Origin of the sequence: Salsipaludibacter albus (assembly GCF_019798055.1) — a bacterium.
GTDB classification, from domain to species: Bacteria; Actinomycetota; Nitriliruptoria; order Nitriliruptorales; family Nitriliruptoraceae; genus Salsipaludibacter; species Salsipaludibacter albus.
On the sequence record NZ_JAHOPH010000019.1, the window covers coordinates 58549 to 73028 of the forward strand.

The following is a 14480-nucleotide window of genomic DNA, read 5'->3' on the forward strand; positions in this document are numbered from 1 at the left end:
CACCCGCAAGCGCGACATCGTCGCCGTCAGGATCGCTGGCCGTGACCTCCACCGGAACGAGTGTCACGCCGACCACGCCCGACACCTCCGCCGGCACATCCAACACCGGCGGAGAGTTCGCCGGCTCCAACACGGCCTGTGCGGCTTCGGTCAGGATGTCGTCAGCGACGGCGCTAGGCCCTCCCAAGGCCACGACCTGCGCGACACCCAGCCTGGCGATCTCGTCCATGACGACTTGGGGCACCGACCCGGATGGTGGCACCAGCAGAACCGGACCATCCGTCACGGCCCCGCCAGCCAGGGCATCAACGAGTGGGTCCCTGCCCCGAGCCAGATAGGCCGTGCTTGCGCCCGACGGGAACTGATGTCGCGACACCTCCACCGCCGTCGCGTACCTGTTCGTCCCGGCCAACCGCGACGATGACCGCCCTTGGGCGGCTTCGATCAGGATGTCGTCAGCGACGGCGCTAGGCCCTCCCAAGGCCACGACCTGCGCGACACCCAGCCTGGCGATCTCGTCCATGACGACTTGGGGCACCGACCCGGATGGTGGCACCAGCAGAACCGGACCATCCGTCACGGCCCCGCCAGCCAGGGCATCAACGAGTGGGTCCCTGCCCCGAGCCAGATAGGCCGTGCTTGCGCCCGACGGGAACTGATGTCGCGACACCTCCACCGCCGTCGCGTACCTGTTCGTCCCGGCCAACCGCGACGATGACCGCCCTTGGGCGGCTTCGATCAGGATGTCGTCAGCGACGGCGCTAGGCCCTCCCAAGGCCACGACCTGCGCGACACCCAGCCTGGCGATCTCGTCCATGACGACTTGGGGCACCGACCCGGATGGTGGCACCAGCAGAACCGGACCATCCGTCACGGCCCCGCCAGCCAGGGCATCAACGAGTGGGTCCCTGCCCCGAGCCAGATAGGCCGTGCTTGCGCCCGACGGGAACTGATGTCGCGACACCTCCACCGCCGTCGCGTACCTGTTCGTCCCGGCCAACCGCGACGAGTCTGGGGACGCCTCGGCAACGACCGCCACCAGTCCCGAGATGACCATGAGCACCGCCAAAAGCAGAGGGCAAAGGACCGTGATCCGCCCAAGACCCCCATCGCGCAAGGCCATCGTGCCGCAAGTTCTCAATGCTGCCAATCGAAGACTCCCACGAGACGTTCACTTGTTCCGAGCCAGCGGCACTGATGACAAGCCCCGGTCCCCATGTCGCTGCGCTGGCAACCATAGGGGGGCGAAAACCCTCAAGAAGGCTGGAGGCGTAATCTGGGACTTTGGTCCTAGCGAAGGTTGTCTACGGGCATCTGCGTCTCAGCGTCCGGGTACTGCCGGATCTACCTGAAGCACAATGCGACAGAACCAGGCCCATTGCCTCATGTCGGACATGGTCCGCTGGGCCGAGGGGTTTGCAGGGGATATATGTGGCTCGGCAGGCGTCGAGTTGGGTCGTGGTGGCGGCGACGACTCCAAGGTGCAGGCACGATCACCTGTGATCTCCGGCCCGGCCGCGTCCCCGCCGACGCTGGAACGTGTCCTAGACCGTAGGGATCACAGGTAGAGGTGACAGTTCCGTGACTTGGAGGGTCACGGGGAGAACTCTTCTGGGTGTCGAAGCCGAAGAGAAAGTCTCCCCGTGACCTCTGCAGACGTTATCTACCAGCGCCGTGTCCGTGTGCTCACCCTGGCCGCCGAGTTGGGCAGCGTGGCCGCCGCCTGCCGGGCTGTGGGCGTGTCCCGGGCCTCCTACTACCTGTGGAAGGCCCACGCCGACGCCTACGGCCTGGACGCGTTGCGGCCCCGCGCCCGCCGCCGGCCGCGCCAACCCAACGAGACCCCGCTGTGGCAGGTCGAGATCATCCTGGCCGAAGCGATGTCGCGTCCAACGCTGGGCGCCCGCCAACTGCTGGTGTTCCTCGCCGACCGCGGCATCGACCTGTCCGCATCCGGGGTCCAGAAGGTGTTGAACCGGCACCAGCTGGGTCGACGCAGCCAACGCCTGACCGCACTGGCCCAGGTCACCGCCGTGACCGACGGACCGGTGGTCGACCGGGCCCTGGAGGGCCGTTCGGGTTCTGCCACTTCGCCGCCCAACCAGGCGATCTGGTCGCCCTGGACACCTTCTACGTCGGCAAGCTCAAGGGCGTGGGCAAGGTCTGGCAGTTCACCGCCGTCGACACCCACACCCGCTGGGCGGTCGTGCAACTGATCACCGGCGACAAGACCGCAGCCGCCGCCGCGGCATTTCTGGACCTGGTCATCAAGCGGCTCGACGACCTCGACGTCACGGTCAGCGGTGTGCTCACCGACCGCGGACCCGAGTTCGTCGGACGCGACTTCACGGGCCATACCGACCTGCTCGAGGTGACCCACCACAAGACCCCGCCCCGGTCACCCAACCACAACGCCGTGTGCGAACGCTTCCACGGCACCGTGCTCCACGAGTTCTTCCGCGTCGCGTTCCACCGCGAATTCTTCACCACCCTCGACCAGCTCGACCGGCAACTCCAGACCTGGATCCACCACTACAACCACCGCCGCACCAACCGCTCCGACTACATGCGCGGCCGCAGCCCCCTCCAAGTCCTCCACCAGCACCAAACCACCATCAGCGACCTAGCATGACCACCCACCCAGAACCGTTCACCTGTCACCACAACCCGTCAACCGGACGTCCTAGACGGGACGACTTCCCCGACGAGCGCGTACTTCACAGAGATGGTCAGTCCAGGACCGGGAGGTCGAGAGTCCTCAGGGCTTCGTAATGGGCCTGGTCGTCATCGCGATACTCCTGATACAACGTTGGCCCAACGCGCGGGAGTTCGCGCAGGTGGCGAGTTGGGCGGGCGACTGCGACCAAGGGGATGGCGCGTCGGGTGGCGGCGACTGCAAGCCAGATGTCGACCATGCCGGTCGTCGGGAGGTCGTCCAGTCCCAGTCGGAGGGTGTCCGTGTGCATCGCCACGGTGCCGGTGCCCAGGACGTGCACACGCCGGTCTTCACCCAGCTCGGTGCCGAAGTGCAGGACCTTGCTCCTCGATGCGAAGTACGAACTCACGGGAAGTTCCAGCACTGCGCCGTGGTAGCCCACGACTGCACGACGGTCGTACTGTTCCACCTTGGCGATCAGCCCGTCGACGTAGTCGTCCGGGTAGTCGATGTCGTCGTCGACCATCAGGTGGTAGCCATCGGGCACGACGTCGCTGAAGGCGGCCTTTCCGTTGTCCCGCAGGTCACCCAGCTCGTGGCTGTGCGACACGACGATTCGTGGGTGGTCGAGGACGCCGGGTGTGTCCGGGTAGTGGTTGAGGTGGACAGCCAGCAGATCGGTCTGTGGCAGCAAGGTCGACACAACGTGTTCGAGGTGGCGGCGACGTTGGGGGATCGATGCCAGGGTGATCGCGACCGGTTCGCGCCGTGGCGGAAAGCCGACCCGTCCTCGATCCACCATCGAAACTCGATGCTCGCCCCCCACCGCGGAGCCGACCCCCAAACCAATGTCTCCTGCGCGGCGGCCGCCTCGAGACGGGGACGCCAGCAGCCCCTTGATCGCTACATCCACCTGGACATGCGCCCGGGGGACGATGGCGGCCGCGGCCCGAGCATGCCAGTCGGCCCAGGGACGAATGGTGTCGACGTCCAGGAAGCCCACGCGTCCCAGCGCGGCGTCACGCCATCCAACCAACCCGACCACATCTGGCCTGGCATCGTTTGCTGACGGCACACGCACCTCCACGACCAAAGCGTTTCGGCTCGCCAGCATCGCGTGCTGCTCAGCCACCGCAGCAGCACCTGCCGGGTCACGGACGACAGCCAAAATACGGCCGCGAGCGTGCCGCAGACCGAGGTTGATCGACCAAGCCTGAGATCGGCTCGTCGCCGTCAGGAACCACCGCACCCGCGTATCGTCCATCGGCTGACGTGGCCCCAGGTCGTGGTGTCCTGGGGCCTGCCCCGGATCGTGGTCGGCGACATCCTGTGTGCTGTCTGCCGCCGGGTCGAGTGCTGATTTGGGCTGCGACAGCGGGGGCGGCGTCGCCACACCGCGGGCATCCACCACGATCAGCTCGTCGTCGTGGTCGAGGACCGCCAGCACGTCAGCGATGGCGTCGTCGAATGGATCGATGCTGGCGGCCCCCGAGTCCTCGACGTCGTCGTGTCGGGAAACGTCGGCCTCATCAGCGGGTGGGCCGTCCGGTGCGATGGCGATCACGACACTGAGTCGAATCATTGCTGAGGCAGGCAACGGCGCCTGGTCCGTGCGCGGGTCGGTGACCGGCGGTTCTCGGCCGGGCAGCACCCACCCGCGATTCAGGTCGAGCCGCCGGCCGACTCGACCCGGGTTGGGTGGTACCACGGACCTACGGGGCGTGTCGGTCGTCATGCCTTGTCGGCAGTGTCCGTGCCGTGGCGGAGCCGGTCGACGATCTCGTCAAGGCGGAGCACAGCCGCAGAGACGCCCCGGCTGGTGTCGAGACCGACCTGTTCGACAGCTGTCTCGGTCCGGTCCAGGTGCTCCTCGACGCGACCGAGTTCCGCTCGAGATGACGCCAGTTGGCCGGCCAGGTCGTCATGGGCTGCCGCCTGCGATGCCCACACGGTCTCGGCCTGTTGCTGGCCCTCCCGAACGTCTGCATGCAACCTGCCGACCTCACGCTCGACCCGAGCCACTCCGCTTCTGACGTCGCGGGTCACACGTGCCCCCTTGACTGCGTCACGACTCGCCAGAACGAGAACCAGACCGAGCAGACCAAGCGCACCCCACGCAGACCCGACGACGACCACACCCAACACGCGCCAGGCACTCTCGAGTCCGGCAAGCAGACGCCACGCCAAGACAACCAGTCCCAGCCCGGTCAAGGCATGCAGAGCCACCCATGCTCGTACCAAGATCGCCTTGGACATGAACCCCCGATGGTGCGACGCCAAAGGCTCGGCTGGCCAGACTACCGCTGGACAGTCAGATCCTGAGAAATCCAGGGAAGCCGATGCCGTTGAACGGCAATGGGTGCTCGCGACGAAGCCGGCCTTGGGACTGTGGTCATGCATCGGCAACGACCGCAGTCGCAATTCGCCCTGAGACAATGGTGATCGTCGTCAACACGCCTACCTTCGCGTGGGTCGAGGGGAAACCAGGTGAAGTACTGGCCAGTTGTTGGAACGATTGTCGTGGTCATGGTGCTGGCCAGCAGTGGTGCGGTTGCCGTCTCGCGGGCCGACCACGTGGAGACCTCGCGGTTGTCGGGCGCGAACCGGTACGCCACCGCAGTCACCGTCTCCGAGTATGAGTTCCCGACCGGAGCCGACCGCGTCTATCTGGCCCGCGGTGTCGACCCGCTCGTTGACGCCCTGGCCGGTGGGGCCCTCACCGACGGGCCAGTTCTGCTGGTGCCCCCGACCGGCACCGTGCCGGCTGTCGTCACCGACGAGATCGCGCGCCTGGCCCCCACCGAGGTCGTCGCGCTGGGTGGCCCCGCAGCCATCTCCCGAGCCACCCTCACCGACGCCGCCGACGACGTCGCGACGTCCCGGTTGTCGGGCGCGAACCGGTACGCCACCGCAGTCACCGTCTCCGAGTATGAGTTCCCGACGGGAGCCGACCGCGTCTATCTGGCCCGCGGTGTCGACCCGCTCGTTGACGCCCTGGCCGGTGGGGCCCTCACCGACGGGCCAGTTCTGCTGGTGCCCCCGACCGGCACCGTGCCGGCTGTCGTCACCGACGAGATCGCGCGCCTGGCCCCCACCGAGGTCGTCGCGCTGGGTGGCCCCGCAGCCATCTCCCAAGCCACCCTCACCGACGCCGCCGACGACGTGGAACCGCCGTCCTCGTTCCCCACGTTGACCAGGATCAGCCGCGATACGGATCATGGCGTGGGAACCAGCCAGATCAGCGGTGATGGTCGCTGGATCTACTACACGGACAAGCGCCCAGACCCAGTTGACGACATTGTGTGGGAGTTCTTCCTGTGGAGGGTCGATACCGAGACCTTGGAACGGACACGTATTCCGACCCCGGCCTCGTGGGACAGCATCTATGGCTACCCGGCCTTGGTGGATGTGAACGACAACGGCCGGTGGCTCGTGTTCACCAGCAGCGAACTCGGCCACCCAGCCGTGCTCGACGCCCAAGATGGATCGGTCGAACTCCTGCCAGTAAGCGACGACATCAGCCCGATTTCGGCCGACATCTCGGCCGACGGCCGGTACGTGCTAACAACGGACGGCTACGACGGGCGGCTGGTGCTGTGGGATCGCCAACAAGAGGAGTTGACCGAGCTTCTCGACGCTGACTCGGCAGTACCTCAGCTCTATCACCTGAGCAACTCAGGCCTTCTGGTGGCGTACCAAAGTGTCACCAACGGGGCTCGTGAGACAGCCGTCTACGACCACGCCACCGGATTGCATGAGCCTGTTCCAGGAATTGATCTTGTGCCAGCGGAGGTCGAGGGGTGCTGCCTTGACGGGTTCAGCGGGGACGGGACGACACTGAGCATGAACGGCTACTTGGTTGACGTCGCTACGGGTGCTTTGCGTGAGGTTGCGCGAGCGTCCGACATCGAAGATGTCGAGTCCGGGTACTTTCGATCTGTGCTGAACGCTGACGCGAGTGTCGGCATTTGGTGGACTCAGGGCCCCAAACGAGGTTGGTGGCACATGGACACGGCCTCCTTGTCCTCGGTCTACATGGAAGAGACGTTGGATGGATCCTCGCCCTCCAATGGGCCCAGTGACGCTGATCTCTCCGACAGCGGGCGTCGGGTGGCCATATTGAGCAGTCGGCCAAACATGGTTCTAGGTGACGACGATCCCTACAGCGATGACGTGTTCATGTGGGACAGAGGTCCAGACGACTAAGGCAGCGGTGGCACGTCTTGGGTCGAGCCCGTGAAGTGTTCGGGTCCTCATAGAAGTCGTTCGGGAGCCCACGGTCGTGGGACCCAGGGGTCGACGGTGGTTTTGACGTGGAGCAAAACCGTTGGCGCACAGGAATGCGTTTCGCCATCGTCCTGGACACGGTCACACGACAGACGACGGGCCAGCCGGTGGTGAGACGCGACACCACGGCGACCATGCCCTCGCGCAGGCACCCGCAGTGAATACGCTTGTGTCATTTCGGGACTAGGGTCCCGCATCCCCTAGGGCAACAGTCGCCATAGTGGCGATAGTTCACACGATCGTCCACCGCGGCGTCTAGCGTGCTGAGCCGCACCAAAGGCGAGTGCGGGGGAGATGATCGTCAGTGCTATCCCGCAGCCAGCCTGAATGCTCCGCGCCTTCGGTCTTCATCTCCAGGGAACCCGTTCCGACCGAATCGTGACATAGCTTCTCCTACTGGACAGGGGAACGCCGCCTGCCGAAGAGCAGGGCAGAGATAGGGGACAAGTGTGTTCACGTCATTCAGGTGGCGGCCCGCCGTGGGCGTCGTAACCCTCGCCCTTCTTCTGGTGATGAGCGGTCTAGGTGGTTCCCATCCACCAACGAGCGCCGACGAGCATGTCTTCACCGGGGATCCTGTGTGCGGCCCGCCCGGCATCACGGTGACCAGTACCTACCCCGACGGCGACATCTATATCGCGGCGCGTGAAGTGGATGGTCCAATCCTGTTCGGCATCTACGAAGGGCCCGAGCTATCCCCTGGAGAGTCCGAGACGTTTGAAGTCCCGACAGAAGCTGCCTACGAAGTGATCGCTCTGCTGGGGGACGATGAACAGATTGCATCGCTCGAGATCGACGTCGACTGCTCCATCGCGACTAGTTCGCGGTTAGCTGGGTCGAATCGGTATGCCACGGCGGTTGCTGTGTCGCAGTACCAGTTCCCCGCCGGGTCCAGCCGGGTCTACCTCGCACGCGGCCGCGAACCGCTGGTCGACGCCCTGGCGGGTGGCGCGCTCACCGACGGCCCCGTCCTGTTGGTACCCGCCACCGGAGCTGTGCCCCAAGTGGTGCTTGACGAGATCGATCGGCTCTCACCTGGCCAAGTCGTCGCGCTGGGAGGCCCTGCCGCCATCACCGACACCGTGCTCGCCGACGCTGACGACGCAGTGGTCAGCGATCCGACGTACCCACGAATCCGTCGCGTCAATCTTGAAGGCGAGGGTCCCCAGGCCTCTGGCATTCCCCCTCGAGGGGAAGTCGCGATCACGGCTGACGGATCACAGATTTTCTACATCACGTTCCCTAATCATCTGTGGCAAGGCTTCTACCTTCACCGGTACTCAGTAGATACTGGTGAGCGTCAGCATAGGTTGGTACTTCCGAGCAACGAAGAGGCAAGAGTCAGAGATATCGTCGATGTCTCCAACGATGGCGAGACCATTCTCGTCGAAGGATCTGCGAACCTGTCTCTTCTAGATTTCAGCACTGGTGAGCTCACGCCCGTTCCCAATATCGCTGCCGGAAGTTCTTCGTACGGTCGAGGAATGACAGGCGATGCTGGACATGTCCTCTATCAGCCAGATCCGTTTAACGTTAGCGATCTGGCCATTTGGGAACGGTCCTCGGGTGCCATCACAGAGATTCCTGCTGACGATGCTTACGCCGTCGCCACTATTGCCGAGAGTGTTCCAGTCGTGGCATATACCGGAAACGAGGGACGGGAGAACATCCGCATATACGATCACCGCACAGGGACTTCTCGAGAGTTGATCGATCAGACTGTCGACTGTCGCGATGGGATGGAACTGAGCGACGATGGCTCTGCACTTGCCTGTGCAACGACGGTGTGGTCGACCAGTGACGGCTCTGTTTTGACGACAGTCGACGACGACGATGTTCCAGGTATCGATCCTCAGTACGCTCGGGTCCGTTTGAACGGCGATGGCACCATCGGACTCTGGTTCACCCAAGATGGCCCCAGGGGCTGGTGGCACATGGACATGACCGGCGAAGCCCCAGCGGTTCACACAGAGGCGACTATCGACGGATCGCAACCAACCAATCCGCCGAGTTGGGCCGAGATTTCTGCCGACGGACATCGAGTAGCCATACTGAGCTCGCGCCCCAACATGGTCGCGGGCGACACCGAACCCTACACTTACGACGTGTTTCTCTGGGAAGCAGGCCCGCCATGACGAAACTCGGTTTGAAGCGCCGGCCCGACCGGTATTAGCCCTGAAAGTGCCTTGCGTCAGCGTGCTGGGTGCCCGTCAGGAATCGGCTCTGTGGGCAGCCGGCTGATACCTGCGCAGGCTTCGGTGGTACAGCGGCCGAGTGGTCCGCGTCGTGAGGTCAGCACGGTGATCTGGGGGTCGAGTTGGGTGACGATCCACGTTGCGATGCCGTTGAAGGGATCGAGGCGGGCGGCTTCGAAGGATCGCCAAAGGGCTTCGACTCGGAGAACTGCTTCGGGATGCTTCCACCAGGTTCTGCACCAGGCCGTTTCGCCGGCCCCTGTGGTGGCGCGGCGTTCGAGGTGCTGGAGCAGCCAATGTTCGGCGAAGTCGCCTGCCGAATCGAACGTCAGCGGCTCGCCCTGACCCCCGCCAGTCTGCCCGGCTCTCTCAAGGTCGGTCACGCGTCGCTGGAGGTTGCGAAGCTGAGCCGTTATGTCGTCCTGGTTGCTGGAGGTCATCGCGGCTGCGCCTGGTTCTTGCCGATCACGGCGCTGGTGATCTTGTCGGCGCGGTGGGTCTCGTACCAGGGCCGGAGACGGATGGGTGCGACGGGTGCGCCGGTCGCGAGCAGGAGCGCTTGTCCGGTGGGCATGGCGCGGATGGTGTCGGCGGCCATGATGGGGTCCTTGCGGGTGGACCAGGAGTCGTTGGTGCCTCGGCGGCTGTGGGAGGTGGTTCGGGTGGTGATGTCGCGGTGGCCGATGAGTTTGGCGAGGTCGTCGAGGAGTCGTGGGTCGTCGATGCCGGCGCCGATGAGTTTGATGGTGGCGGCGGACCACAGGGTGTCCATGCCGGCCTGTCCCCACACGCGGGTGCCTTGGCGGTAGGACTGCAGGATGGTCAGGGGTGTGATGCCTCGGGAGCCGAGGTGGCTGTAGAGGTCGGGGAGGTCGCCGATGCGACAAATGTTGGCGGCCTCGTCCAGCACGGCGACCAGCGGCGGGTCGAGCCTGCCGCCGGGCGATCGTTCGGCGGCGGTGACTCCGGCGCGGAAGGTGGCGTCGACGAGGGCGGCGATGAGTGGTCGGGCGGCGCCGGCGCCGTCCTTGGACAGCAGGTACAGCGTGGAGCGTGACCCGACCAGGCGCTCGAGGTCGAGTTGGGGCCGCGCGTCGGGTGGGGTGACCCAGGTGAGGATGTGTGGGTCGCGGAGGGCTTGGGCGGCGGTGCGGGCGGTTTCGTAGATCCCGTCGCGGGTTTCGGGTGCGCCGTTCTGGCGGGACTCGAGCCCGCGTGCTGCGGCGAGTTGGCCGGTGTCGGCGAGCAGGTCGATGGGTTCGGTTGACAGCGGGTTGGTCAGCCACCGGTACACGTCCACCACGGTGCGGTCGCTCGTGCCGGCGGCGAGCAGCATCCCGGTGAGCAGGTCGTGGGCGGCCGAGATCCAGAAGTCACGTTTGGTTTCGGCTTGCAGGTCGCCGATGAAGTGGCCGGCGAGCCGGTGGGCGGCCTCGACGTTGTCGACGCCGTGGAGCGGGTTCCACCAGAAGGCGGGGGGCCGTCCCGTGATGCCCTGGGGGTCGAAGGTGAACACCGGCCCGACGTCGCCACGAAGCTTGGCGGTGGTGGCCCACAGGTCAGCCTTGTTCGACGTGGCCACGACCGGGCCGGGTGCGTCGAGGACGGCGGGGACGGCAAGCGCGGTGGTCTTGCCGGCGCGGGGGGCCATGACGGCCATGGCGACGTCTTCCCACGACGCCCGCAGCTGTGGCCCGGACGGGACGAGCTCGCCGAGCAGCAGTCCGGTGTCGGCCGGGGCGATGCGACGTCGGTCGGCCAGCGACGGGCGGAGCCGTCGGGCCTTGGCTGTCGCCCCCTTGGGGGCCAGGTGGGCCAGGTCGCGGCGGTCGGCCATGGCGGCTTCGGGCCGGGCGCGGGCGGCTCGTTGCGCAGCTGTTCGAGCGGCGACGAGGCCGGCCGCGATGCACAGCAGGACGGCGAGCACTGCGGTGGCGGTCCAGATCGCGGTCGGGTGGGTGGTCGGCCACAACGCGGCGGGCCCGTCGGTGACCAGGGCGACGCCGGCGTCGAACCCGAACGGCGCGACCGGGTCGCCGGATCCGGTGATGGCGGCGGCGAGCGTGCCGCCGGTCCACACGACGCCGCCGGCGACGGCGACGAGGATGCCGAGGGTGAGGATTGCCCAGGCGGGTCCGGTGCCGGGCTGGATGAGTGTGGCGGCGATGGGGCGGGTGGGGGTGGCGGTGTGGCGGCTCACGACGTCACCTGCCTGTCGGGTTGGTGGCGGGTGATGCGGCCGTCGGTGTTGTACAGGTCGGCTTCGTCGGACATGTAGGTGAGTTCGACCGGGATACCGACGCGTTCGCCGGTCTTGATCAGATACTTGCCGCGGCCGGGATGGATGGCGCCGGGGTCCCAGGTCGGGGGGGCACACCATCCGGCGACCTTGGCGCGTTCGGCCTGGGACAGCTTGACGGATTCGGACAGGGCGGTGAGTTCCTTGGCGGGGAGGCCGCCGAGGATCTTGATGGCGCACCGGTCGATGAACCCGCGGGCCTTGGCACGGTCCTCTTCGGTGGGGAGGGCTTCGAGGTCGGTGACGGAGTGGGTGATCATCGCATGGGCCATGCCCTTGGCCCGGTTGAGCCGGGTGAGCGCGTCGGCGTGCTCGACCAGCCCGGGCGAGCCGCGCAACGCACGCCACAGTTCGTCGAGCACGGCGAAGAACCGTCGCGGCGGCGCGAGGCCGGCTTCGGCGAGGGTGTGGGCGGCGTCGACCATCCCGAACCCGTAGCTCCAGGTGGCCAGCATCGCGGCCGCGACCAGGGTGTCGCCGGCGGCCGCGACCCGGGAGATGTCGACCGACACCGCCGGCGACGCGAGGTCGATCGGGGTCGTGGTGGGGCCGTCGAACACCCCACGGAACGGGCCCTGGCAGAGCAGCGCGAGGGTGTGGACGAGCTCGCGGGACTCGGCCCGCCACTCCTGGTCGGTGTCGGCGGCTGCGGCCCAGCGCAGCAGCTCCGGACCCTCGCGGAGGAGGGTGAGGATGTCGGGGACGGTGGGGTCGACGGACGGCGGGTGGGCGTCGGTGAACACGTCCAGGGCGGTGCCGAGCAGGACCTCTTCGACGTTGCGGATCGTGCTGCCGCGTCGGACGAGTGCGACCAGGGCGAGGAGGGAGGTGAGGCGGCGGCCGCGGATCTCTTCGGCCAGCCGGGCCCGGTCGGTCGATGACAGGTGTGGGAGGGCGGTGCCGAGGGGGCCGGCGTCGAGCGGGTTGATGCGGTCGAGGCCGCGGCCGATGCGGATGACCTGCCCGCCGAGACGTTCGACGACCTTGGGGTAGTCGGGTTTGGTGTCGCCGAGGACGAAGGTGGTGATCCCGAAGCCGGCCATGCCGCGGATGAGCCGCTTGATCAGCGACGACTTCCCGACACCGGGTTCGGCCTGGACCCAGATCCCGGGGTTGTTGACCAACCCCGCTTGGAGCCACTGGAACGGGTCGAGGCAGACGACCTCGCCCCAGTCCATGTGCCGGCCGATCGGCACCCCCATCGCCGGCGACCCCGACCCCGCGACGAACGGAAACAGTCCGCAGGCCTGCACCGTGGTGGCCTGCCACCCCGCCGACGCCTCCACATGCGACAGCCGCCCCGCCCCCGCCAGCCGCGGGCCCCACGCGGGCGGGACCGTCTTGCGGTCGAAGATCGCAGCCGCGTCCTCGAGCCCGGGTTCCGTGGTGGTCGTCATCGGCGAGACCGCCCCGCCAGCGCGGCCGGGTCGAGCCCCGCCGGCAGCGTGGTCTGAAACCCCAACTGCTGGGACCCATTGAGCGGGCGCAGCCGGATTTTGGAGGCCTCGGCTGCGGACCGGACGGTCGCGACGGCTTCCGCCAGGGCATGGTCGTCGTGATCGTCGATCGTGACCGTGACATACAGGTCGCAGCGCACCATGCCCGCGCCGGCGGCCTCTTCGCGGGCGGCCTGCACCGCCCGGTCGTGGTCAGCCTGGTCCCGCGCCGTCTGGTCACGCCCCTGCCGGCGGCGCAGCGCATCACGGAACGTCGCGGCGTTGACCTCATCGTCCACATGTGCGGCGGCCGCCGCGGCCGGCAGGGGCCGGTACAGCAGGGTGACGCGGGTCGCGAACGGCTGCGGGGTCAGCAGCGGCTCAAGGACCTGGGACGGCACGACCTGGCGTGGGGGTTCCTGCCACACCAACGATGCCGACATCCCCGAGTCATGCACGTACCGATTCCAGGCCTCGTCGGCGCCGATCGGGCCGGCGGTGTCCCAGCCGATCAGGCTCGTCCAGCCGTGCGCGAGTGCGGAGGTGACCTCCCCACGGGAGTGGGGGTCGTAGGCCACCCGCAACAGACCGGCCAACTCTGCCGCCGTCGCCCGGCCCTTGACGGCGACGCCGCAGCCACCCAGGGCGGATTCCATGCCGCGCAGGAGCCGGGAGACTTCGGCGGTGCGTTCGGCCTGGTCGGCCAGTTTGCGGGGGCCGGCGTCGGGCTGGAAGGTGATCGACACGCGCGTCTCGACATCCGCCGCGGCCGCCGGGGACTTCGCCACCAGTTCCTCGAGCAGCGCGACCGCGTCGGCCGGTGCGTCGTCGACGGTCGCGGCAGCGACGTTGGCGGCCAGTCGCGAGCCGGGTTCGGGGGCAGAGTCGATCGTGACCGCGACATGCCGCACGGTGGGTTCATGGCCGAGCCGCGCCAGCCAGGCATGCCAGGCCGCGACCCAGCCGTCGGACACCTGCGGGTCGACCAGCCCCATCGACACCGCCGCGCAGCGAAGTGTTGCGGTGAGTTCGCCGGTGCGTTGGTTCCACACCATCCCGAACTCGCGTCCGGTCACGTCCTCCACCGACAACAGCTTCGTGGTCGCGAGCGCGCCGGGGAGGCGCCAGGTGTCGGGGTGGTCGGTCAGCACGCCGGCGTCGTAGCGGGTGTAGCCACGACGCGACGCCTGAAAGAACCGCCACCGGCGGGCGATCGCATGCCCCACCGGGATCCCATCCACCCGGATCGTCGCCGCACCCACCACGACCGCCGACACCGGCAACAGCGCGACGGTGATCTGCCACGCGAACGGCAACGCCAGGATCGGCAGCAACAGCGCGGCCAGCACCGCGACGGTCTCGCCCTGGGACAGACCCCACAGGCCCCAGCCCCGGGCTCTACGCCACCCGCCATACGTCCTGATGCCGCCATCGGCCGGGGCGGTGGTGGTGTTGGTGGTCATTGGCGTTCTCCTTCACCCGTGGCGGCATCCACCGCCGCGTTCTTGGCGGCCTGACCGGCCTTGGCCGTCACATCCACCGCCGCCATCGCCACATGCGCCCGCGACGCCCCCACCGCCCCAAACCGCCCCCCACCACCCGCCGGC

The 14480-nt window shown here is 67.4% G+C and carries 11 protein-coding genes (1 of these 11 running past the window's edge); 4 read left to right on the forward strand and 7 right to left on the reverse strand.

The genetic code is table 11. From position 1 onward, the window contains the following. Window positions 1–1123, reverse strand: the 5' portion of a protein-coding gene (locus KR546_RS12460; RefSeq protein WP_476661764.1) for a cell wall-binding repeat-containing protein. Its footprint begins 74 nt before the window's first position; the window shows 1123 of its 1197 coding nt (coding positions 1–1123); its start codon is at window positions 1121–1123; its stop codon lies beyond the left edge, outside the window. Window positions 1124–1643: 520 nt separating this feature from the next. Between KR546_RS12460 and KR546_RS12465 the strand changes: the two genes are divergently transcribed. After that, complete coding sequence (locus KR546_RS12465; protein WP_238445038.1) at window positions 1644–2216, forward strand: helix-turn-helix domain-containing protein; 573 nt, start codon at window positions 1644–1646, stop codon at window positions 2214–2216. After that, a complete protein-coding gene (locus KR546_RS12470) occupies window positions 2153–2632 on the forward strand; it encodes an integrase core domain-containing protein (protein ID WP_238445039.1) in 480 nt (159 codons plus the stop codon). Before KR546_RS12465 ends, KR546_RS12470 begins: the two co-directional genes overlap by 64 nt. Before the next feature lie 97 nt (window positions 2633–2729). Here the strand turns inward: KR546_RS12470 and KR546_RS12475 are convergent, their stop codons facing one another. Next, window positions 2730–4220 carry a hypothetical protein gene (locus KR546_RS12475; RefSeq protein WP_238445040.1) on the reverse strand — a complete coding sequence of 497 codons (1491 nt, stop codon included), beginning with the start codon at window positions 4218–4220 and terminating at the stop codon, window positions 2730–2732. A 167-nt stretch (window positions 4221–4387) separates the two neighbouring features. After that, complete coding sequence (locus KR546_RS12480; protein ID WP_238445041.1) at window positions 4388–4882, reverse strand: hypothetical protein; 495 nt, start codon at window positions 4880–4882, stop codon at window positions 4388–4390. Window positions 4883–5143: 261 nt separating this feature from the next. On the opposite strand from KR546_RS12480, the gene KR546_RS12485 reads away from it, so the two are divergent. Beyond that, complete coding sequence (locus tag KR546_RS12485; protein ID WP_238445042.1) at window positions 5144–6862, forward strand: cell wall-binding repeat-containing protein; 1719 nt, start codon at window positions 5144–5146, stop codon at window positions 6860–6862. A gap of 560 nt (window positions 6863–7422) precedes the next feature. Next, window positions 7423–9078 (forward strand): cell wall-binding repeat-containing protein, encoded by a 1656-nt coding sequence (locus tag KR546_RS12490; protein ID WP_238445043.1) that lies wholly within the window; start codon window positions 7423–7425, stop codon window positions 9076–9078. Between the two features lie 56 nt (window positions 9079–9134). Here the strand turns inward: KR546_RS12490 and KR546_RS12495 are convergent, their stop codons facing one another. From KR546_RS12495 to KR546_RS12510, 4 genes are read right to left on the reverse strand one after another with little or no spacing between them, the layout of a single operon-like run. Beyond that, window positions 9135–9578: a DUF4913 domain-containing protein gene (locus tag KR546_RS12495; protein ID WP_238445044.1), complete on the reverse strand. Its 444-nt coding sequence runs from the start codon at window positions 9576–9578 to the stop codon at window positions 9135–9137. After that, complete coding sequence (locus tag KR546_RS12500; protein WP_238445045.1) at window positions 9575–11338, reverse strand: type IV secretory system conjugative DNA transfer family protein; 1764 nt, start codon at window positions 11336–11338, stop codon at window positions 9575–9577. Before KR546_RS12500 ends, KR546_RS12495 begins: the two co-directional genes overlap by 4 nt. Beyond that, window positions 11335–12834, reverse strand: coding sequence for a hypothetical protein (locus KR546_RS12505; protein WP_238445046.1), 1500 nt, complete (start codon window positions 12832–12834; stop codon window positions 11335–11337). The genes KR546_RS12500 and KR546_RS12505 overlap by 4 nt, the downstream gene beginning before the upstream one ends. Next, window positions 12831–14336 (reverse strand): SCO6880 family protein, encoded by a 1506-nt coding sequence (locus KR546_RS12510; RefSeq protein ID WP_238445047.1) that lies wholly within the window; start codon window positions 14334–14336, stop codon window positions 12831–12833. The genes KR546_RS12505 and KR546_RS12510 overlap by 4 nt, the downstream gene beginning before the upstream one ends. Window positions 14337–14480 lie beyond the last annotated feature (144 nt).

Bases quoted from the DNA above. Each gene is read 5' to 3' on its own strand.
- KR546_RS12495 (WP_238445044.1), bottom strand. From the start codon at position 9,578: ATGACCTCCAGCAACCAGGACGACATAACGGCTCAGCTTCGCAACCTC.
- KR546_RS12505 (WP_238445046.1), bottom strand. From the start codon at position 12,834: ATGACGACCACCACGGAACCCGGGCTCGAGGACGCGGCTGCGATCTTC.
- KR546_RS12510 (WP_238445047.1), bottom strand. From the start codon at position 14,336: ATGACCACCAACACCACCACCGCCCCGGCCGATGGCGGCATCAGGACG.